Origin of the sequence: Cellulomonas flavigena DSM 20109 (genome assembly GCF_000092865.1) — a bacterium.
GTDB classification, from domain to species: domain Bacteria; phylum Actinomycetota; class Actinomycetes; order Actinomycetales; family Cellulomonadaceae; genus Cellulomonas; species Cellulomonas flavigena.
The window spans coordinates 509,956-529,333 of the sequence record NC_014151.1; the positions used below are offsets into that span (position 1 = coordinate 509,956).

Consider the following 19,378-nt stretch of genomic DNA (forward strand, 5'->3'; position numbering starts at 1 on the left):
GGATCATGACGCCGGAGTGGGTGGATTCACCCGTTCGGGAACGAGATCACCCGGTCGCCCGTCCTGGCCGGCATCGCCGCCCGTCAGGGCTGCACACCGCTACGGAAGGCGCTTGCACGAGCCCGCCACCTGCACCTGTGCGCGGTTCGGTCGGTATGCCGGACGTGCAGCGCCCTGTTCATCCGTTCGGTCGGATATGGCAGGCTGTCACAGCAGGCGGCCCGGGTGGACGGGCCCGGCGGCGAGCTGACAGGGAAGCGGCGTGGCCACAGGCAGGAGCGACAGCGGCGTCATCGAGGACGACGCCGCTCTGCTGCGTGCGACGCGCGAGGGCGACGCGCAGGCGTTCGGCCACCTCTACGAGCGTCACGCCGGTGCCGCGCTCGTCGTCGCCCGGCAGTACGTCGACTCCGCGGCGGACGCCGAGGACGTCGTCTCCGACGCGTTCGCCAACGTCCACCGCGCGCTGCGCGGTGGAGGTGGACCCGAGAGCGCGTTCCGCGCCTACCTCTTCACCGTCGTGCGTCGCGTCGCCGCGGTGCACCGCACCGCCGGCCGCCGCACCGAGCCGACCGACGACGTCGCGGTCCTCGAGACCGCCTCGACGCCCGTCGAGACCGCCGAGGAGCCGACGCTCGCCGGTTTCGAGCGCAGCGTCGTCGCCCGTGCGTTCCGCTCGCTGCCCGAGCGGTGGCGCGAGGTCCTGTGGCACAGCGAGGTCGAGGGCCTGACGCCCGCGCAGATCGCGCCGATCATCGGGCTGACCGCCAACAGCACGGCCGCGCTCGCGTACCGCGCGCGCGAGGGCCTGCGCCAGGCGTACCTCCAGCAGCACCTGCAGGACCCGCTCGAGGACGGCTGCCGCGCCGTGGCCGGCAAGCTCGGCGCCCACGTGCGCGGCGGGCTCGGGGCCCGGGACACCCGGCAGGTCGAGCAGCACCTCGACGAGTGCGCCGAGTGCCGCGTCCTCGTGCTGGAGCTCGGGGACGTCAACCACGGCATGCGGGCCGTCGTCGCGCCGCTGGTCCTGGGGATCATCGGGCTCGGGGCGCTCGCGCAGCAGCTGCCCGTGGGCGGCGGCCTGGCGGCCGGTGCGGCCGTGCTGACCGGATCGGGCGCGGCGGCCTCGGGCGGGACGGGTGCGGGCGGGTCCGGCGCCGCGTCGGGTGCGGCGGCGACGAGCGCGGGAGCGGGCGCTGCCGGGACGGTCACGGGCGCCGCTGCCGGTGGGGGAGCAGCCGCGGGCGGTGGGGGAGCAGCCGCGGGCGCCGCGGGCGTCCTCGCGGGGATGTCCGCCGGTGCGGTCGCCGTCGCCGTCGCCGCCGTCGTGGTCGTCGGCGCCGCGATCGTCGGTGCCCTGCAGCTGCTGTCGGGACCCGAGGACGCCGTCGCGGAGCCGTTGCCCGGCGTCTCCGGCGCGTCGCAGGACGCGACCACGTCGCCCGCTCCGGAGGCGAGCGGCACGCCGACGCGCGCCCCCGCACCCACGCCCACCGACCTCCCGGGTGACGAGGCCGAGGGCGACGCTCCCCTGCCCGCGCGCCCGGGCCGCGCGACGCCCGGGCCGAGGCCGGACGCCCCCGCCCCTGCGGGCGCCGCCCCCACGGCAGCGCCGGCCGTCGTCCCCACCGCCGCTCCAGCGGCGGACCCGACCGCGGACCCGACCGCGGACCCGACCTCGCAGCCGACTCCCGAGCCGACCACCGAGCCGACCACCGAGCCCGCCACCGCCCGGGTCGTCGTCGCCGCCCCGCAGGGCACGATCAGCCTCACCGCAGGCCTCGGGCCCCAGCCGCTCGCGCTCGCCGTGAGCAACACCGGGGGCGTCTCGGCCGCCGAGCTCGTCGCCGAGGTCGCCGTCCCGCAGGGCGTCACGCTCGCCGCCGGCGACGCCGCTGCGGCGGGCTTCGGCTTCGCGCTCGCGGACGCCGGCACCTGGTCGTGCGTCACGAGCGCCGCCGACCGCCTCGCGACCTGCACGCTGGGCGAGCTCGCGCCGGGTGCGGAGGCGGCGCTCGAGCTCACGGTCGACATCGACGAGGAGTTCACCGCGTCCGGCGACGAGGAGGTCCGCGTGCGGGTCTCCGGTGCGACGGGCACGTGGGAGCCGGACCCGATCCCGGTCGTCGTGGCGCCGTCGCCCGCGCGGCTCGCGTTCGCGGCCGGTGCGCCCGGCGAGGTCGACCTCGTCGTGGGCCGCTCGCGCGTCGTGGACGTCCCGGTGCGCAACGCCGGCGGTACGCCCGTGACACGCGACCGGCCCGCCGTGGTCGAGGCCGACCTGCCGCCCGGGGTCAGCGCCTCCGGGGCGGCCCCGTGGGTCTGCACGACCGGTGCCGGGACCGTCGCGTGCCGGCACGGTGCACTGGGGGCCTTCGAGACCTCGACGCTGCGCCTGACCCTGTCGAGCGCGAGCACCGCGACCGCCGGCGCCGGGACCCTGCAGGTGCGGCTCGCGCCGTCCGCGCACCGCCCCGCCGAGACGCACGACGTCGCGTACCGCCTGCTGCGGCCCGCGTCGCTGACGAACGACGCACCCGCCGCGGTCGACGTCGCACCGGGCGCCACCACCGAGCTCGCCGTGAGCGTCGGCAACGCCGGCGACCTGACCGCGAGCGGCGCCACCGCCACCCTGCAGGCCCCGGCCGGTGTCACGCTGGCCGCCGCGGGCGAGGGCTGGACGTGCGCCGGCACCCCAGGTGCCGCCATCTGCACCTCCGACCTCGCGCCCGGCGCTCGCGGCGAGATCGCGGTCGGGCTCGACGTGCCCGTCGGGACCGTCGGTCCGGTGGGTGACCTCGTCGTCTCCGTCGCGGGCCCGGACGCCGCGGGGCTCCCGGCGCCGCGCACGGTCGCCGTCACCGCCGTCGAGCCCGTGCTCACCGTCGCCGACGTCGCGGCCGTCCTCGACGGCGTGCACGGCGGCACGCTCGCGTTCGTCGTGGGCGTCGCGGGGCAGCGTGACGACGGTCGGCCCGCCGCGGCTGCCGGCGACGTGCAGGCCGTCGTGACCCTGCCGCCCGGTGTGACCGTCGCCCGCTCCGCGTCGCTGACCAGCGAGGTGCCCGGCTGCGTGGCCGCCGGCCGCGTCGTCACCTGCCCCCTGGGCGAGCTCGCCGCGGGTGAGCTGCGGCCCGTCGAGATCGGGCTGCGGGCCGCCGGCGCCGTCCTCGGCGCGGTCGACGTGCGCGTGACCGCGACCGGGGCGCAGCCGGTGACCACGTCGACCCAGGTCGTCGTGGGCTCGGCGAACCTGACACCGGTGTGGACGGGCGTCGGTGACCTCGAGGTCCTCGAGGTCGGAGCCCCCCTGCTCGTGTGCGCGGACGCGCAGGGCGCCGCGTGCCCTGCGGTGGGCCGCGAGAGCGACAACAACGGGCTCGACATGCGCCCGGCCGACCTGGTGCCACCCCCGGGTACGCGCGCCGGTGTGCCGGTGTCGTCGCCGACGCGGCTCGACCTGCCCGCGGACCGGCCCGTCGTGTGGGCAGGGCTGTACTGGTCCGGTGTGCGCGGGTCGGGCGACGCGTGGAGCGGACCGCTCGGCACCGCGCGGCTGCGCAGCCCTGACGGCACGTGGCGCGACGTCACGGCGCAGTCCGTCACCGAGGTCAGCGACTCCAGCGCGCGGCAGTACTACCAGGCCACCGTCGACGTGACCGACCTCGTCGCTGCGGGCGGTGGCGGGCAGTGGGCGCTGGCCGACGCCGCCGTCAGCGTCGGCCGCAGCGACCGCGTGCCGAGCTACTACGCCGGCTGGTCCCTCGTCGTCGTGCACGGCGAGCGTGCGGCCGCGGGCACGGAGGGCGCCGCGTCGGTCACCGTGCACCAGGGTGGTGCGTGGATCGGCTCGACGGCCACCGCCCCCGCGTTCGTGTTCGTCGGCGAGGCCGGCGCGAGCACCCGCATCGGCGTCGTCGCCTGGGAGGGTGACCGGGCCAACCGGGGCGACACGCTCACGCTCTCGGGCGTCGGGGCGCTCACGCCGTTGCGGTGGGACGGGTCGAGGGTCGTCGGCGGTGGGTCGCCGAGCAACGCGTTCGACTCCACCGCGACCGGGTGGACGCACCCCAACTCGCTCGGTGTCGACGCCAAGGGCTTCGCCGAGGTCACGCTGCCCTCGGGCGTCGGGATGCTGACGCCCACCACGAGCAGCGACCAGTACCTCATCGGGGTCGTCACCGTGCGCACGTCGCAGGTGGGGGCGTCGGGGATCCTGCGGAGCTGACGCGGCCGACCATGACGGGCGGGCGCTCGCCGCGGGCGGCGCCCTGCTCGCCTGCGTCAGGCAAGGGTGCGCTGCCGAGCCGGCCGGGGTCCCCCGATCCCGTCCGCCGGCTCGGCAGCGCGTGTCCTCAGCGGGCGTCCCCCGAGCCGCCGAGGACGTCGGTGCCGCTCTCCGGGGTGTCGTCCACCGGGTCGAGCAGCCGCAGGTGGGGGAGGCGGGCGCCGAACCGGCGCACCTCCCCGGTCGTACCCGGCACCAGCGACAGCGCCGCGTACGTCTCCGAGCCCGGCAGCGCCTCCTGCGCGAGCTCGCGCAGCAGGTCGGCGGTCTCGGCGATGTCGTGGGCCGTGGGGCGCGGGCGGTCACCGGGCTCGTCGTCCGCGTCCTCGGGGAGGCTCACGTACAGCACGAAGCCCGCGCGCGGGCCGTGGGGTGGCACGGGCGCGACGGGCACCGGTCGGTGGACGGCGCGTCGTCCACGCAGTCGGGCGGGTGAGGTCATGGGAGTCTCCGGTATTCGGACGACCGGCGACGGGTGCGTCGGCGACGGTCGGTGGATGGGCGGGCCGGGGTCGGGTCAGACCCGACAGCAGCGCGGATACCACCCGAACGCATGCGCGCAGATGCGTCGGCCGCGCGCGCAGGACGTCTCGGGACTCACCGGAGGATCGTGACACGTCGGACGGCGTCACCCCAAGGGGTTACATCCGCCGTCTCATGTCGTGGGAACGTGAACGCGCCCGGGGCGGCGCGGTCCGCGGGTTCGGCGGCGGTCAGACGATGCCGTACAGACGGTCTCCGGCGTCGCCCAGGCCGGGCACGATGTACGCCTTCTCGTTGAGGCGCTCGTCGACCGCCGCGACCACGATCTGCACGTCCGCGCGGTCGCCGACGAACTCCTCGACGACCTTCAGCCCCTCGGGCGCCGCGATGAGGCAGACCGCGGTGACGTCGCGTGCGCCCCGCTGCAGCAGGTAGTCGATCGACGCGACGAGCGTGTTGCCCGTCGCGAGCATCGGGTCGAGCAGGAAGCACTGCCGGCCGGTGAGGTCGTCGGGCAGACGGTTGGCGTAGGTGATCGCCTCGAGCGTCTCCTCGTCGCGCTGCAGTCCCAGGAACCCCACCTCGGCGGTCGGCACCAGGCGCGTCATGCCCTCGAGCATGCCGAGGCCCGCGCGCAGGATCGGCACGACGATCGGGTTCGGGTCCGCGAGCTTGACGCCCGTCGTCGTCGCCACCGGCGTGACGACCTCGACCTCGTGCGTCCGCACGTCGCGCGTCGCCTCGTAGGCGAGCAGCGTCACCAGCTCGTCGACGAGCTGGCGGAACGTGGGGCTGGGGGTCTTCGCGTCGCGCAGGACCGAGAGCTTGTGGGCGACGAGCGGGTGGTCCGCGACGTGCAGGCGCATGGCTGCCAGGGTAGTGCGAGGATGCCCCCGGCCGCCCGGGACCGCGCGGCACGTCGTGCACGGTGGTGACCCGGGCGCGGTGGGGGCGGGACGGAGGGCACGTGGACGAGCGCAACGGGGCCGTGCCGCCGTCCGGTGACGTGCCGCGCGCCGTCGTCGGGTCGACCTCGCCCGCCGCGACCCCGGCCGACGAGGCCGCGATGGACCTCGCGCTCGTCGAGGCGCGGGCCGCCCTCGACTCCGGTGACGTGCCGGTCGGTGCCGTCGTGCTGGGGCCTGACGGCGCCGTCGTCGGCCGCGGGCGCAACGTCCGCGAGGCCGTCGCGGACCCCACCGGTCACGCCGAGGTCGTCGCGATGCGCGAGGCCGCCGCGACGCTGGGCCGGTGGCGCCTGGACGGCTGCACGCTCGTCGTGACGCTGGAGCCGTGCCTCATGTGCGCGGGTGCGGTGCTGCAGGCCCGCGTGCCGCGCCTGGTGCTGGGCGCGTGGGACGAGAAGGCCGGCGCGTGCGGCTCCCAGTGGGACGTGGTCCGCGACCGCCGCGCCCTGCACCGCGTCGAGGTGGTCCCGGGCGTCCGCGCGGAGGAGTCCGCCACCCTCCTGCGCGACTTCTTCCACCCCCATCGCTGACGCGCCCACCCCACCGCCGACGCGCCCCCACCACCGCCGAGCGCGGGGATCGTTCCTCGAGTGCGGGGGTTGTTTCCCCCGCACTCGGCACGCTTCCCCCGCACTCGGCGACTTGCGGGTCGGCGGGGTGGGTCAGGGACGGAGGGGTGCGAGGAGGTCGGCGAGGGCCGTGAGGGTCTCGCTCGTGCCGGCGTCGAGGGTGCGCGTGGCGTACCGGTCGCCGCGGGTGGCGCCGCGGTTGACGACGACGACGGGCTTGCCGGTGAGCGCCGCGTGCCGCACGAAGCGCCGGCCCGAGTGGACCGTGAGCGACGAGCCGGCGACGAGCAGCGCGTCGCCCGCGTCGACCATCGCGTAGGCCCGGTCGACGCGCTCGCGCGGCACGTTCTCGCCGAAGTAGACGATGTCCGGCTTCAGGACGCCGCCGCACTCACGGGCGTGGTCCTCGGGGTCGGGCTGCCAGCACGCCTGCACGCGGAAGCCGGCGGTCTGCTCGATGACGGCGTCGGCGTCCGGGGCGATCTCGACGTCCCCGACCTGCCCCACGCGCTCGACGAACCCCGGGTTGAGCGCCTCGAGCCGGTCGGCGAGCACCGCGCGCGGCACGACGCGGTGGCACCGCAGGCACACGACACGGTCGTACCGGCCGTGCAGGTCGATGACGTGCCGCGACCCGGCGGCCTCGTGCAGCAGGTCGACGTTCTGCGTGATGACGCCGTGCACGACGCCCCGCCCCTCGAGTGCCGCGAGCGCGCGGTGCCCCGCGTTGGGCAGCGTGCGGTGCACGTGCCGCCAGCCGACGTGGTTGCGCGCCCAGTAGTGCCGGCGGAACGCCTCGTCGCCCACGAACTGCTGGAACGTCATCGGCGAGCGCGGCGGCGAGTCCGGCCCGCGATAGTCGGGGATGCCGGAGTCGGTGGAGATCCCCGCGCCCGTGAGGACGGTCAGCCGGTGCCCCGCGAGCAGCTCGACGACGTCCGCGAGGGAGGCCGAGGTGGCGGGGACGGCCGGCGACGAGCTCACCCGACCACGGTACGACGGGCAGGTGCGAGAAGCGGTTTGGGCCGGACGCCGCCCACCGGGTACTGTGAGCCGCCGAGGTAGCGTGTCCGAGCGGCCTAAGGAGCACGCCTCGAAAGCGTGTGTGGGTGAAAGTCCACCGTGGGTTCAAATCCCACCGCTACCGCCGCGGGGTACTGACGGAACTCAGTGCCTGGAAGTGACAGAACCCCTCGCGGGGGCCCGGAAGGGCTTCTCGCGGGGGGTTCGGTCGTTCCAGCAGGGCTCGATCCGGCGGGGCGCGGCTGGGGGATCGGCGCGGGCCGGCGTTCGCTCGCTCGGACGACGGTGCCCGGACACGACGCCAGGCCCACCGGCCTGGGGCCGTGGGCTGCCTTCTCGTCCGTTCATCGCACCGACACCGCACGCTCGTCACCCGCTCGCGCGGACGTGGTCCGGCGGCGCTGCACTTGTCGCATGAGACGCCACCTCCACCTCGCCGCGGCCGTCCTGACTGTCGCGCTCGTTCTTCCCGCGACCGCCGCGGCCGGCGCCGACGCCGTCCCGGATGCGTCCACCGACACCGCCGGCCGTCCCGGCGCGCCGCACCCCGACCGGCCGCGGCCCGGCGAGCCAGGTCCGGGCGAGCCGCGGCGCGGCACGGTCGTCGAGCCCACGCTCGTCGCGCACGCGGCGCTGCCCGCCGACCACCTCACCGACGGCCCGCCGTCCGGTGCGCTCGCGACGGCGGCCAACGGGCGGCAGGGGCCGTTCGACGGGCAGGTCGTGCCCGGGTTCTCCGCCATGGTGGAGGACGAGCGCGGAACGTTCTGGGCGTTGCCGGACAACGGGTTCGGGTCGAAGGGCAACTCCGCGGACTTCCTGCTGCGGATCTACCACGTGACGCCGCAGTGGCGGACGGCGGACGGCGGGCCGGGGACCGTCGGTCTGGACCGGTTCGTGCAGCTGCGGGACCCGCAGCGTCTCGCGGGCTTCCCGATCGTCCACGAGGACACGGCCGACCGGCTCCTCACGGGCGCCGACGTCGACGTCGAGTCGCTCGTGCGGGCGCCCGACGGCACGTTCTGGATCGGCGAGGAGTTCGGGCCGTTCCTGCTCCACGTCGACGCGGACGGTGTGCTGCTCGCCCCGCCGGTCGAGCTGCCCGGCGTGCGCTCGCCGCAGCACCCGCACCTGGCGGACGGCGAGGAGCCGACGCTCGCCGCGAGCAAGGGGTTCGAGGCGATGGCGGGCTCGCCGGACGGCCGGTACCTGTACCCCGTCACCGAGGGGGCGCTGCGCCCCGACCCCGACCAGCGCAACCGGACGGTCCACGAGTTCGACACCCGCCGCGGCGCCTACACCGGACGCACCTGGTCCTACGAGGTCGACCGCCCCGCGAACCTCGTGGCGGACGCCTTCATGACGGGCCGGCACACGATGCTCGTCCTCGAGCGGGACGACTTCGACGGCCCCGCGTCCGTCACCAAGCGCGTCTACGAGATCGACCTGCGTCGCGCCGAGCGGGACGGGCACCTCGCCAAGACGCTCGTGCTGGACGCGCTCGCGATCGCCAACCCGCACGACCTCGCGCCGGGCGCGGGCTACGGCACGGGCGAGGAGTTCGCACTGCCGTTCCAGTCGCTCGAGACGGTCGTCCGGCTGCGCAACGGGCGCCTGCTGCTCGCCAACGACACCAACTACCCGGGCAACGCCGCGCGCGTGCCGGGCACGCCCGACGACACCGAGCTGGTCGTGGTCGACCTGCGCAAGGCCGCCGCGGCCCGGGGCGCGGCGACCGTGATCGGGCACCGCGGCGCGTCCGGGTACCGGCCCGAGCACACGCTGGCGGCGTACTCCCTGGCGATCCGGCAGTGCGCCGACCACATCGAGCCGGACCTCGTCGCGACCAAGGACGGCGTGCTCGTCGCCCGGCACGAGAACGAGATCAGTGGGACGACGGACGTCGCGCAGCGACCCGAGCTCGCCGACCGCCGAACGACCAAGGTGGTCGACGGCGTCGCCGTGACCGGCTGGTTCACCGAGGACCTCACGCTCGGCGAGCTGCGCAGCCTGCGCGCGGTCGAGCGCATCCCCGACGTGCGCCCGGACAGCACCGCCTACGACGGGCTGTACGAGGTGCCGACGTTCGACGAGGTCCTCGACCTCGCGCGCCGGTCGGTGACGTGCGACGGCAGTCCGGTGGGCGTCTACCCGGAGACCAAGCACCCGACGTACTTCGACTCCGCCGGCCTGTCGCTCGAGGAGCCGCTGGTCGCCGACCTGCGGGCGAACGGGCTCGACATGCCCAAGGCGCGCGTCGCGGTCCAGAGCTTCGAGACGACGAACCTGCGGCAGCTCGACCGCATGACACGGGTCCCGCTCGTGCAGCTCGTGAACTGCTCCGGCGGCCCGTTCGACCTCGCGGCCGAGGGCCGCACGTACGCGGACCTCGTGACGCCGGCGGGGCTGCGGCAGGTGGCGCGGTACGCCGACGCCGTCGGGCTGTGCAAGGACGTGATGATCCCGCGGACGCCCGACGGGACGCTCGGTGACCCGACGCCCGTGGTCCGGGACGCCCACCGTGCCGGCCTCGACGTGCACGGGTGGACCTTCCGCGCGGAGAACCGGTACCTGCCGGCGGAGTTCCGCGTCGGGGACGACCCGAACGCGCACGGCGACCTCGCCGGGGAGATCCGGGCGTTCCTCGCCACCGGGATGGACGGGCTGTTCAGCGACCACCCGGACGTCGCCGCCGTGGCCGTCGGCCACACCGGGCGCGGCTGAGCAGCTCCTGCGGGTCGAGCGGTCGCGGCGCCGGCACGGGCACCCGGCGCACACCACCGCTACCGCGTGAGATGTCGCGAGACATCGGCGACGAGCCGGACCCTCAGGGGTCCGGCTCGTCGCGTTCGAGAGTCAGGCGGCGTCGTGACGCGGGCGGCCCCGCCGGCGCACGGCCCTCACGACGAGTGCCACCACCACGGTGCCCACGGCCGTCCCCAGCAGCACGAGCACCGCGCCGACCGCCCACAGGCCGGACTCGTCCGACGGGGCCGACGTCCCCACCCAGGCGAGCGTGAACGCCACCGCGACGACCGGCACGGCCCACCCGGCCCCGAGCAGTCGCACCGCGAGGACCGCGACACCTACCAGGCTCACGGCGCAGCCGATCACCTGCCACGCCTCGTACGGTCCGGTCGCGTCGCCCGTGGCGGGGTCGACCTGGTACTGCGTGTCCCACCCCATCCAGGCGAGCCAGCAGGCGGCGGACAGCACGGCGACGAGCGCGAGCCGCGCGAGGCTGTGCGCGGGGGACGCGGCGGTGGTGGACACGCGCAGGAGTCTGGCAGGTCGACGGCGCGCGCAGTGGCGTCAGGGACCTGGTCCGCGTGGCGCACACGGCGGCGTGCGGGAGTCCGCGACGCTCCGGCCTACGCTGGCCGACGTGGCCGTCTCCCTCACCCGCCTCGATCCGACCGGCACCGACCGCGGCGCCCTCGTCGAGTTCATGACGCGCAACGTCTTCCCGTTCCACGTCCGGCCACGCCTCACGGCGGCGGACGTCGAGCAGGCGATCGACGCCGGGGCGTACCGCGACGAGGAACACGACACGTTCTGGGTCGAGCACACGGACCACGGGCGCATCGGCACGCTGCGCCTGGAGGACCTCTCGGACGACGCCCCGCTGTTCGACCTGCGGCTCGACGGGCGGTTCCGCGGCCGCGGGCTGGGCGTGGACGTGCTGCGCGCCGCGACCGACCTCGTGTTCAGCACCCTGCCGGCCGTCCGCCGCTTCGAGGGGCAGACGCGGGAGGACAACGTCGCGATGCGCAGGACCTTCCTGCGCTGCGGCTGGGTGAAGGAGGCGCACTACCGGGAGGGCTGGCCGGTCGAGGGCGGTGATCCGGTGGCGTCCGTGGCGTACGCGATCCTGCGGCGCGACTGGGCGAGCGGCACCACCACGACGTTCGTCTGGGAGGACCTGACGGCCTGACCCCGCCCGGCCACGACCGTCGCACCGCGGGCCGCACCCCGCACCGGCTCGGACGCCCGGCGCCGCGCGGCCCCGCACGCCAGGATGTCCCCGTGACCCTCTACGCGCAGACCCCGTGGCGTCGGCTCCGTCAGGTCGTCGCCGACCTCCTCGTCGTCGCCTGGGTCGTGCTGTGGGTGCAGGTCGGGCGGGGGGTGCACGAGACGGTCGGACGGCTCGCGTCGCCCGGCCGGACGCTGGAGGACGCGGGGACGTCGCTGTCGGAGAGCCTCGCGTCCGCCGGTGACACCGTCGCGCGCGTGCCGCTCGTGGGCGACGACGCGCGCGGTCCGTTCACCGCGGCGGGCGGCGCCGCCGACTCCATCGCCCGCGCGGGCGTGCAGGTGCAGGACAGCGTCGAGCAGCTCGCGCTGCTGCTCGGCGTCACCATCGCCGCGGTCCCGATCGCGCTGGTGGTCGGGGTGTGGTGGGTCGTGCGGACGAGGTTCGTCCGGAGAGCGGGTGCCGCCCGCCGGATCCTCGACTCGGCCGCCGACCTGGACCTCTTCGCGCTGCGGGCGCTCGCGACGCAGCCGGTGCGGGCGCTCGCCGGTGTGAGCGACGACCCCGCGGCGGCGTGGCGGCGTGGCGACCCGGAGGTCGTCCACGCCCTGGCGTCCCTCGAGCTGCGGGCTCTCGGACTGCGCCCGCCCGCGGTACCGGCGACGGACTGACGTCCCGCCGCCCGGAGCCGGGAGCAGGTGAGCGCCGGCCGGCGTCCGCGCTACCGCGCCGCCGCCGGCTCCTCGAGCGCCGGTGGCAGAGGGTCCCGGTGCAGGACGACGAGGTCGGACACCGCGCGGGTGAGCACGACGTACAGCCGGTTCAGCCCGCGGCGCTCCTCGGCCACGACACGCGCCGGCTCGAGGGCGACGACCGTGTCGAACTCCAGCCCCTTCGCCAGGGTCGCCGGGACGACCGTCAGGGGGTGCTCGCCGGCCAGGTCGTCCGCGTGGTTCCACGCCAGGCCCGCGGCCGCCAGCGCCGCAGCGACGTCGTCCACGAGCGAGTCGGGCGCGACGAGCCCGATCGACCCCTCGCGCGCGAGGGCGCTGCGGCACTCGTCCACGGCGGCTGCCACGACGTCGTGGACGCGGCACACCCGCAGGGAACCGTCGTGCCGCAGCGAGGTCGCGAGGGGGACGTCGAGCCCGAGCTCCGGGACGAGCCGGTTGGCGAGGTCCATGACGACGGACGGCACGCGGAACCCGGTCGTCAGGGGCACGAGCGCGGCGTCGGGCCGTCCCAGGTGCGTCATGGTGTCGTGCCAGCTCCGCGCGGCCCACGGCGTGGTGCCCTGCGCGAGGTCGCCGAGGACGGTGAGGGACCCGTGGACGCTGCGGCGGGCGAGCGCCCGGCACTGCATCGCGGAGAGGTCCTGCGCCTCGTCGGCGACGATGTGGCTGTAGCCGCGCGGACGCTCGACGAGCCCCGCGACCTCGTCGATCAGGAAGGCGTCGGCGCTGCTCCACCGCTCTCTGCGGTACGTGCGTGCGGGTACCCGCGACTGCAGGAGGCGCTGCTCCTCGTCCGTGAGGACGCCCTCCGCCGCTGCGGCGAGCACCGCGGGGTCGGACAGGAGCCGGTGCAGCAGCTGCTCCGGTGCGACCGTCGGCCACACCGCGTCCAGGAAGCGCGTCACCGGGCGGCTGCGGCTCGTCGAGCGGAACCACGTCTCGCTCGGTGCCTCGGCGTGCCGCGACTCGACCTGCCGCTGCAGCCGGGCCACGACCCGTGCCCGGAGCCGGTCCCGACCGGCGGCGTACGTGGGCGCCGACTCCAGGACCTCCTCGACGACGCGGTCGAGCGCTGCGGGACCGAGCGTGTGGCGGGCGGACCCGTAGGGGACGGTCAGGGGCTCGCGCGCCGGGACGACCAGGCTCCAGAGCGCGCGGTGCAGGACGCTCGCCATGCGGGCGTCGTGCTTCAGCGCGGCGACGTCGGGCTCGTCGACGCCCTGCACGGCGACGGCGGGCAGCTCGTCGATGCTGATCTGCTCGGCGTCGAGCTCGCCGAGGGCCGGCAGGACGTTGCTGACGTACTGGATGAGGGCGCGGTTCGGGCCGACCACGAGCACACCGGCGCGTTCGAGCCGCTGCCGGTGGGTGTAGAAGAGGTAGGCCGCGCGGTGCAGGCCGACCGCCGTCTTGCCGGTGCCCGGCCCGCCCTGGACGCACAGCGACACGGACAGGTCGGCACGGACCAGCTCGTCCTGCTCCGGTTGGATCGTCGCGACGATGTCACGCATGGGGCCCACGCGGGGTCGCTCGATCTCGTCGGTCAGGATGCGGCTGGCCGCGCCGGTCTCCTCACCGCGGTCGAGGTGCTCGTCCTCGAGGCTCGTCAGGGCGCCGCCGGAGGAGCCGAACCGGCGTCGCACCGCGACCCCGAGCGGCTCGCGCGGGCTCGCCCGGTAGAACGCCCGGGACACGGGGGCCCGCCAGTCGAGCACCAGGGGGTGACTCTCCTCGTCGGTCACGTGCCGACGCCCGACGTAGTAGCGGGTCGAACCGTCGTCGATCGCGTCCGCGAGCTCGAGGCGCCCGAAGAACAGCGGCACGTCCGACTGGTCGGACAGCTGGGCGACCCGCCGGGTCAGCGTGAAGCCCAGCCGCTCGGAGGCGTACGCGTCACCGCCCACCCCTGCGCCGACGTCCAGCATCTTCTCCGCACGCTCGCGCATGCGACGCAGGGCGTCCCGGGCCGACGCGAGGTACCGCCGCTCGGCGGCGAGCTCCTCCGCGAGCTCGCCGGGGATGTCGGACGTCGTGCTCCCCGAGGACCGGGGCGGTGCAGCGTCCATCGTCTCCCTGCTCCTGACGGGGTGCTCGACCGGTCGGTGCCGGGGGACCGGGGTGAGGACGCTGCCCCGGAGGTCCTGGCGGTGCGGCCGGAGAACCCTACCGGGCGGAGAGATCGGGAGAGCGCCGAGCAGCTCGCTGCTGCTCGGCTCACCGCGCGCGACGACGGCCCCGCCCCCTGCGCGCGGGGACGGGGCCGTCGTGGTGCGACCGTCAGGCGGCCGCGCAGGTGGCGGTCACGCCGCTCGGGGTGCCGTTGGCGATGAAGCCGAGGGTGGTGGAGGCACCGGCGTTCAGGCTGCCGTTCCAGCTCGCGTTCGACAGCGTGCTGCCGCTGAGCTGGGAGCTCCACGCCTGGGTGATCGTGGCGCCGTTGACGGTGACCTTCCAGCCGCGGATCGCCGAGCTGCCGGCGGTCACGGTGATCTCACCCTGGTAGCCGTTGCCCCAGGCGTTGTTCGTCTTGAACGTCGCGGTGCAGGCGCCGTTGCCCGGCTGCTGCGTCGGCTGCTGCGTCGGCTGCTGCGTCGGCTGCTGCGTCGGCTGCTGCGTCGGCTGCTGCGTCGGCTGCTGGGTGGGCTGCTGCGTCGGCCCAGGGGTGCCACCGGGCGTGATGTACGCGTCGATGCACTGGTAGAAGGCGTTCACGGTGTCGGCGATGTTCCACCGCACGAAGATCTTGTGGTTGCCCTCGGGCAGGTTGTTGATCGTGTGCGTGAAGCGGTTGGGCGGCAGCGCGCCCTTGTCGTCGATCGTGGTGTGCAGACGGCCGTCGACGAAGTACTCCCACGTCGACGTGGAGTGGTTCGCGACGATGTCCCAGGTGAAGACCTGGTTGGTCTTGAGGTTCTGACGCGGCCAGCTCCGCGACTCGTTGTCCAGCTCGGTGAACCGGCCGCCGCCGGAGCACTGCATCGAGCCCTTCTTGGCCTCGACGCTCCACGGCTCGTACATGACGGGACCGCAGTTGCTCACGGCGCCGGTGTAGCAGAGGTCCTGGCGGCTGGGCGGGTCGGAGATCCACCCGTGCGCCTGGGCGGAGGGTGCGGGCGCGACAGTGAGCACCGCGAACGCCAGCGCGATCACCGCCAGGACGGACAGGAGCAACCTGCCCGGGGTGGGGCGTGCGCTGCGGGGGAGTGCGTGAGATCTCATGCGAAGGTCACCTCGACCGGGGGTGGTGGGGATGTGGACGGCGCCTCGAACGTAGGTCGGAAGTCCCAGGCGAGGCAGGCCGGGAAACGTTTCACGCTCGAGGTGCCGATCCCCGCGCCGCGGTGGTCAGGCGGTGACGAGGGCGACGAGGGTCGCGATCCGCTCCTCCTGGTGCGCGGCCGGGAAGCGTCCGGCACGGCGCAGCGCGACGAGCCCGTGGAGCGCGCCCCACGGCAACTCGGCGGTCGTCGGGACGTCGGCGGGCGGGTGCTCCAGCCCGCGCAGCGTGGTCGCGATCGCGTCGAACCCGGCGCGCACCACCGGTGGGGTGTCGTCCGACGCGAACGGCACGAGCACCGGCAGGAGGAACATCGCGTCGTACGTGGCGGCCTTCGCGCTCGTCGCCGTCGCGTCGGCGCCCTGAGTTCGACACGCCCGTCAGGGGTCCGCTCTCGTCGTCCCGTCGAGCCGATCCGTCCACCCACTGACCCGCGCGGGGTGGGCACCGACGGCGGCGGCACAATGGGCCGCACCACCGGCACCGAGGGGGCAGCGTGACCGCACCGACCGTCGAGGCAGCGAGCACCGGCGTCACGCCGCGCCCGCCCCTGGTCCCCGAGGGTCCGCCGCTGGACACCGAGCGGCTCGCGCGCTACGCCCGTCACCTCACGCTCCCCGGCGTCGGGGTCAGCGGGCAGCGCCGCCTGGCGGCGGCACGGATCCTCGTCATCGGGGCCGGCGGCCTCGGCAGCCCGGCGCTGCTGTACCTCGCGGCGGCGGGCGTCGGCACGCTCGGGGTGATCGACGACGACGTGGTCGACGAGTCCAACCTGCAGCGCCAGGTCATCCACGCGCGCGCCGACGTCGGGCGGCCCAAGGTCGAGTCCGCCCGCGACGCGGTGCTGGCCGCGAACCCCGACGTGGCCGTCGAGCTGCACCCCGTGCGCCTCACGGCGGCGAACGCCCTGGAGATCGTGCGGCAGTACGACCTGGTGGTCGACGGGTCGGACAACTTCGCGACCCGCTACCTCGTGAGCGACGCGACGACGCTCGCCGGGATTCCGCACGTGTGGGGCGCGCTCGACCGGTTCCGCGGGCAGGTCGCCGTCTTCTGGTCGGCGCCGCCGCCAGGCCACCCGCCCGTGACGTACCGCGACGTGTTCCCCGAGGCGCCGCCGCCCGGCACCGTGCCGTCGTGCGCGGAGGGCGGCGTGCTCGGGGCGCTGTGCGCGACCATCGGGTCGGTCATGGTCACCGAGGCCGTCAAGCTCGTCACCGGTGCCGGCCGCAGCCTGCTGGGGCGTCTCGCGCTGTACGACGCCGCGGACGTCACGTGGCGCGAGCTGCGCGTGCTGCCCGACCCGACGCGCCCGCCCGTGACGCGCGTCGAGGAGCCTGCGCCGGAGGTGTGCGAGGTCCCGGCGCCCGGTGCCGCCCCGACGACGGGCGGCGAGGTCAGCGCCACCGAGCTGCGCGACCTGCTCGACTCACCGACCCCGCCGTTCCTGCTCGACGTGCGCGAGGAGTTCGAGCGGGACATCGTCGCGATCCCCGGTGCGGTGCTCGTCCCCTCCGGGCGCTTCCAGGGCCCGGGTGCCGCCGACGCCGTCGCGGCCCTCCCGCAGGACCGTCCGGTCGCCGTCTACTGCAAGGCCGGCGGCCGCTCGCAGCGCGTCGTCGACGCCCTGCGCGCCGCCGGCCGCCACGACGTGCTGCAGGTCACCGGCGGCGTGCTCGCCTGGGTGCGGGACGTCGACCCGTCGCTGCCGCGGTACTGAGCCGCCGTCAGAGGGCCAGGTCGAGGTTCCCCGCCGGACGCCCGACCAGCCCCGTCGTCGGGGACGATGCCAGGGCCTGCTCGCGCCGCGGGATGCGCCCGGCCAGGCGTGCGTCGCGGCCCGCCCGCACCGCGGCGGCCATCGCACGCGCCATGCGCTCGGGGTCCGCGGCCCGCGTGACGGCCGACGCGACGAGCACGCCGTCGCACCCGAGCTCCATCGCCAGTGCCGCGTCCGACGCGGTCCCGACGCCCGCGTCGAGGATGACGGGCACCTGCGCGCGGTCCGCGATGGCCTCGATGCTGCGCGGGTCGAGGATGCCCAGGCCCGAGCCGATGGGGGAGCCCAGCGGCATGACGGCCGCGCACCCGACGTCCTCCAGGCGCCGCGCGACCACCGGGTCGTCGCCCGTGTAGGGCAGCACGGTGAAACCCTCGCGGACCAGCCGGTCGGCGGCCTCGACGAGCCCGAACGGCTCGGGCAGCAGCGTGACGTCGTCCGCGAGCACCTCGAGCTTCACCCACGACGTGCCGCACGCCTCGCGCCCGAGCTCCGCGGTGAGCACGGCCTCGCGGGCCGTGAAGCAGCCGGCCGTGTTCGGCAGCGCGCGGATCCCCAGGCGTGTCAGCAGACCCCACACCGACTCCTCGCCGCCCGCCTGCACACGGCGCAGCGCGACGGTCGTCAGGCGTGTGCCGGACGCGACGAGCGCAGCCTCGAGCCGGTCGAGGTTCGGCGCGCCGCCGGTGCCCAGGACGAGACGCGGGCCGACGACCTCGCCGGCGACGACCAGCGGGTCCTGCCAGGCCGCCGTCATCCGCCCTGCACCGCCGTGACGACCTCGACGCGCGCACCGGCCGGCACGGCCGTGGTGGCCCACAGGCCGCGCGGGACGATCGCGTCGTCCAGGGCGACGGCCACACCCGTCGGGCCGGCGCACCCGGCGTCCGCGGTCGCGCCGGCGGGTGCGCCCTCGCCGAGCAGGTCGCGGACGACGGACTCGACCGTGGCGTCCGCGGCCCACGGGCGGTCGACGCCGTTGACGGTGAGGAGGGCGCGAGGGTCGGGGACGACGGGGAGCTGCTCGGTCGTGGCGGTGCGCGGGTCGACGGTGGTCGTGCTGTCGGTGGTGCTGGTCATGCGGTCCCTCCGGTGCGGGTCGGGGTGGTGAGCGGGGAGCGGCGGCGCGGGTCGCACGCCCGCGCGACGTCGGGCGGCGGGGCGTCGGTGAGCAGCGCGTCGACGACGGCCGCGGTCAGCGGCGCCAGCAGGACGCCGTTGCGGTGGTGCCCGGTCGCCAGCACCAGCCCGGGCACACCGCTGGGGCCGACGAGCGGCAGGTGGTCACGGGTCGCGGGGCGGTCGCGGGTCGTGACGTCGACCAGCGGCAGCTCGTCGAGGCCGGGGACGAGCGCGCGGGCGTCGCGCAGCAGCGCGAACACGTCGCCGGCGCGCGTGCCGCCGACGGGGTCGCGCTCGTCGCTCGTCGCGCCGACCACGACCTCGCCGGACGGCCGCGGCACGACGTAGACGGGCCGGTGCTGCACGACGCCGCGCAGCACCGGCAGCCCGGCGAACCACGGGGCGGCGCGCGCGTCCAGCCGCAGCGTCGTGCCCGTGACGGGCCGCACGGGGACCGTCACCTCGGGCACGTCGCGCACGACCGCCGCCGACCGGGCGCCCGCGGCGAGCACGACGAGGTCCGCAGGCAGCGTGCCGCCGTCGGGCGTCCGCACGCCCACGACCTCACCGGACGGGCCGCGTTCGACGCCCGCGACGCTGCTCGTCACGACGGTCGCCGCGGCCTCGACGACGGCCCGCAGCGCCCGTGCGACAGCCCGGGGGTCGACCTGCCGCTCGCCCGGCGCCCACGTCGCGGCGGCCACGTGCGGGCCGAGCAGCGGCACGCGCTCGCGGGCCTGCGCGGGCGTCACCTCGTCCACGTCGAGGCCCCACGCGCGCTGCAGCGCGAGCAGGTCGCGGCACCGCTGCGCGTCGCCCGCGTCGTACGCGACGGTCAGCGTGCCCGTGGCCACCAGCCCCACGTCGAGGCCCGACGCCGCCGTGAGCTCGCGCGCGAACGCCGGCCACTGCGCCGCCGACGCGACGTTGAGCCGCGCGAGCGTCTCCTCGCCGTGCTCGGCCTCGGAGACCGGGGCGAGCATCCCGGCGGCCGCGTGCGTCGCGCCCGCGTGCGGGTCGGGGTCGACGACCGTGACGCGTCGGCCGGCGAGCAGGGCGCGCCACGCGACGGTCAGGCCGATGATGCCGGCACCGACGACGAGGACGTCGGCGTGCGGGGACGTGCGGGCAGCGCTCGTCACGCGGTGCTCCCTTCGC

The 19,378-nt window shown here is 75.9% G+C and carries 15 protein-coding genes, 1 tRNA gene and 1 pseudogene; 7 read left to right on the plus strand and 10 right to left on the minus strand.

Going from position 1 to position 19,378, the window contains the following annotated elements:
- The first annotated feature begins 262 nt into the window (after positions 1 to 262).
- On the plus strand, positions 263 to 4,228 hold the full coding sequence (locus CFLA_RS18805) for a sigma-70 family RNA polymerase sigma factor (RefSeq protein WP_013115729.1): 3,966 nt from the start codon (positions 263 to 265) through the stop codon (positions 4,226 to 4,228).
- Positions 4,229 to 4,355: 127 nt separating this feature from the next.
- Here the strand turns inward: CFLA_RS18805 and CFLA_RS02415 are convergent, their stop codons facing one another.
- The gene (locus CFLA_RS02415) at positions 4,356 to 4,730 is read right to left on the minus strand and encodes a hypothetical protein (protein WP_013115730.1); all 375 of its coding nucleotides are present in this window, start codon (positions 4,728 to 4,730) and stop codon (positions 4,356 to 4,358) included.
- A gap of 271 nt (positions 4,731 to 5,001) precedes the next feature.
- The gene (upp, locus tag CFLA_RS02420; protein WP_013115731.1) at positions 5,002 to 5,637 is read right to left on the minus strand and encodes a uracil phosphoribosyltransferase; all 636 of its coding nucleotides are present in this window, start codon (positions 5,635 to 5,637) and stop codon (positions 5,002 to 5,004) included.
- A gap of 200 nt (positions 5,638 to 5,837) precedes the next feature.
- Between upp and CFLA_RS02425 the strand changes: the two genes are divergently transcribed.
- Positions 5,838 to 6,269: a nucleoside deaminase gene (locus CFLA_RS02425; RefSeq protein WP_043599554.1), complete on the plus strand. Its 432-nt coding sequence runs from the start codon at positions 5,838 to 5,840 to the stop codon at positions 6,267 to 6,269.
- Between the two features lie 132 nt (positions 6,270 to 6,401).
- On the opposite strand, the gene CFLA_RS02430 is transcribed toward CFLA_RS02425, so the two are convergent.
- The gene (locus tag CFLA_RS02430; RefSeq protein WP_013115733.1) at positions 6,402 to 7,292 is read right to left on the minus strand and encodes a Sir2 family NAD-dependent protein deacetylase; all 891 of its coding nucleotides are present in this window, start codon (positions 7,290 to 7,292) and stop codon (positions 6,402 to 6,404) included.
- Between the two features lie 76 nt (positions 7,293 to 7,368).
- Between CFLA_RS02430 and CFLA_RS02435 the strand changes: the two genes are divergently transcribed.
- Both CFLA_RS02435 and CFLA_RS02440 read left to right on the plus strand, forming a co-directional pair.
- Positions 7,369 to 7,455, plus strand: a tRNA-Ser gene (locus CFLA_RS02435).
- Between the two features lie 290 nt (positions 7,456 to 7,745).
- Complete coding sequence (locus CFLA_RS02440; RefSeq protein ID WP_013115734.1) at positions 7,746 to 10,055, plus strand: esterase-like activity of phytase family protein; 2,310 nt, start codon at positions 7,746 to 7,748, stop codon at positions 10,053 to 10,055.
- Between the two features lie 132 nt (positions 10,056 to 10,187).
- Here CFLA_RS02440 and CFLA_RS02445 read toward each other — a convergent pair whose 3' ends face one another.
- Entirely contained in the window at positions 10,188 to 10,604 is a 417-nt protein-coding gene (locus CFLA_RS02445; protein WP_013115735.1) for a hypothetical protein, read from the minus strand.
- Between the two features lie 112 nt (positions 10,605 to 10,716).
- On the opposite strand from CFLA_RS02445, the gene CFLA_RS02450 reads away from it, so the two are divergent.
- Together CFLA_RS02450 and CFLA_RS02455 are read left to right on the plus strand one after the other, a co-directional pair.
- Complete coding sequence (locus tag CFLA_RS02450) at positions 10,717 to 11,265, plus strand: GNAT family N-acetyltransferase (RefSeq protein ID WP_043599556.1); 549 nt, start codon at positions 10,717 to 10,719, stop codon at positions 11,263 to 11,265.
- 92 nt (positions 11,266 to 11,357) lie between these two features.
- Positions 11,358 to 11,978, plus strand: coding sequence for a hypothetical protein (locus tag CFLA_RS02455; protein WP_013115737.1), 621 nt, complete (start codon positions 11,358 to 11,360; stop codon positions 11,976 to 11,978).
- A 50-nt stretch (positions 11,979 to 12,028) separates the two neighbouring features.
- Here the strand turns inward: CFLA_RS02455 and CFLA_RS02460 are convergent, their stop codons facing one another.
- The 3 genes and pseudogenes from CFLA_RS02460 to CFLA_RS02470 form a co-directional block, all read right to left on the minus strand.
- Positions 12,029 to 14,107 carry a HelD family protein gene (locus CFLA_RS02460; RefSeq protein ID WP_013115738.1) on the minus strand — a complete coding sequence of 693 codons (2,079 nt, stop codon included), beginning with the start codon at positions 14,105 to 14,107 and terminating at the stop codon, positions 12,029 to 12,031.
- Positions 14,108 to 14,318: 211 nt separating this feature from the next.
- Positions 14,319 to 15,260 carry a lytic polysaccharide monooxygenase gene (locus CFLA_RS20810; RefSeq protein WP_013115739.1) on the minus strand — a complete coding sequence of 314 codons (942 nt, stop codon included), beginning with the start codon at positions 15,258 to 15,260 and terminating at the stop codon, positions 14,319 to 14,321.
- A gap of 126 nt (positions 15,261 to 15,386) precedes the next feature.
- Positions 15,387 to 15,638 (minus strand): annotated as a pseudogene (locus tag CFLA_RS02470) (TetR-like C-terminal domain-containing protein); the annotation flags it as partial.
- Between the two features lie 176 nt (positions 15,639 to 15,814).
- Between CFLA_RS02470 and CFLA_RS02475 the strand changes: the two are divergent.
- A complete protein-coding gene (locus CFLA_RS02475; protein WP_013115740.1) occupies positions 15,815 to 17,038 on the plus strand; it encodes a ThiF family adenylyltransferase in 1,224 nt (407 codons plus the stop codon).
- Positions 17,039 to 17,045: 7 nt separating this feature from the next.
- Here the strand turns inward: CFLA_RS02475 and CFLA_RS02480 are convergent, their stop codons facing one another.
- From CFLA_RS02480 to thiO, 3 genes are read right to left on the minus strand one after another with little or no spacing between them, the layout of a single operon-like run.
- Entirely contained in the window at positions 17,046 to 17,855 is an 810-nt protein-coding gene (locus tag CFLA_RS02480) for a thiazole synthase (protein ID WP_013115741.1), read from the minus strand.
- Positions 17,852 to 18,178, minus strand: coding sequence for a sulfur carrier protein ThiS (gene thiS / locus CFLA_RS18810; protein ID WP_013115742.1), 327 nt, complete (start codon positions 18,176 to 18,178; stop codon positions 17,852 to 17,854). The genes CFLA_RS02480 and thiS overlap by 4 nt, the downstream gene beginning before the upstream one ends.
- Entirely contained in the window at positions 18,175 to 19,362 is a 1,188-nt protein-coding gene (gene thiO, locus CFLA_RS02490; RefSeq protein WP_013115743.1) for a glycine oxidase ThiO, read from the minus strand. Before thiO ends, thiS begins: the two co-directional genes overlap by 4 nt.
- Positions 19,363 to 19,378 lie beyond the last annotated feature (16 nt).

Bases quoted from the DNA above. Each gene is read 5' to 3' on its own strand.
- CFLA_RS02415 (WP_013115730.1), bottom strand. From the start codon at position 4,730: ATGACCTCACCCGCCCGACTGCGTGGACGACGCGCCGTCCACCGACCG.
- upp (WP_013115731.1), bottom strand. From the start codon at position 5,637: ATGCGCCTGCACGTCGCGGACCACCCGCTCGTCGCCCACAAGCTCTCG.
- CFLA_RS02425 (WP_043599554.1), top strand. From the start codon at position 5,838: ATGGACCTCGCGCTCGTCGAGGCGCGGGCCGCCCTCGACTCCGGTGAC.
- CFLA_RS02440 (WP_013115734.1), top strand. From the start codon at position 7,746: ATGAGACGCCACCTCCACCTCGCCGCGGCCGTCCTGACTGTCGCGCTC.
- CFLA_RS02460 (WP_013115738.1), bottom strand. From the start codon at position 14,107: ATGGACGCTGCACCGCCCCGGTCCTCGGGGAGCACGACGTCCGACATC.
- CFLA_RS20810 (WP_013115739.1), bottom strand. From the start codon at position 15,260: ATGAGATCTCACGCACTCCCCCGCAGCGCACGCCCCACCCCGGGCAGG.
- CFLA_RS02480 (WP_013115741.1), bottom strand. From the start codon at position 17,855: ATGACGGCGGCCTGGCAGGACCCGCTGGTCGTCGCCGGCGAGGTCGTC.
- thiS (WP_013115742.1), bottom strand. From the start codon at position 18,178: ATGACCAGCACCACCGACAGCACGACCACCGTCGACCCGCGCACCGCC.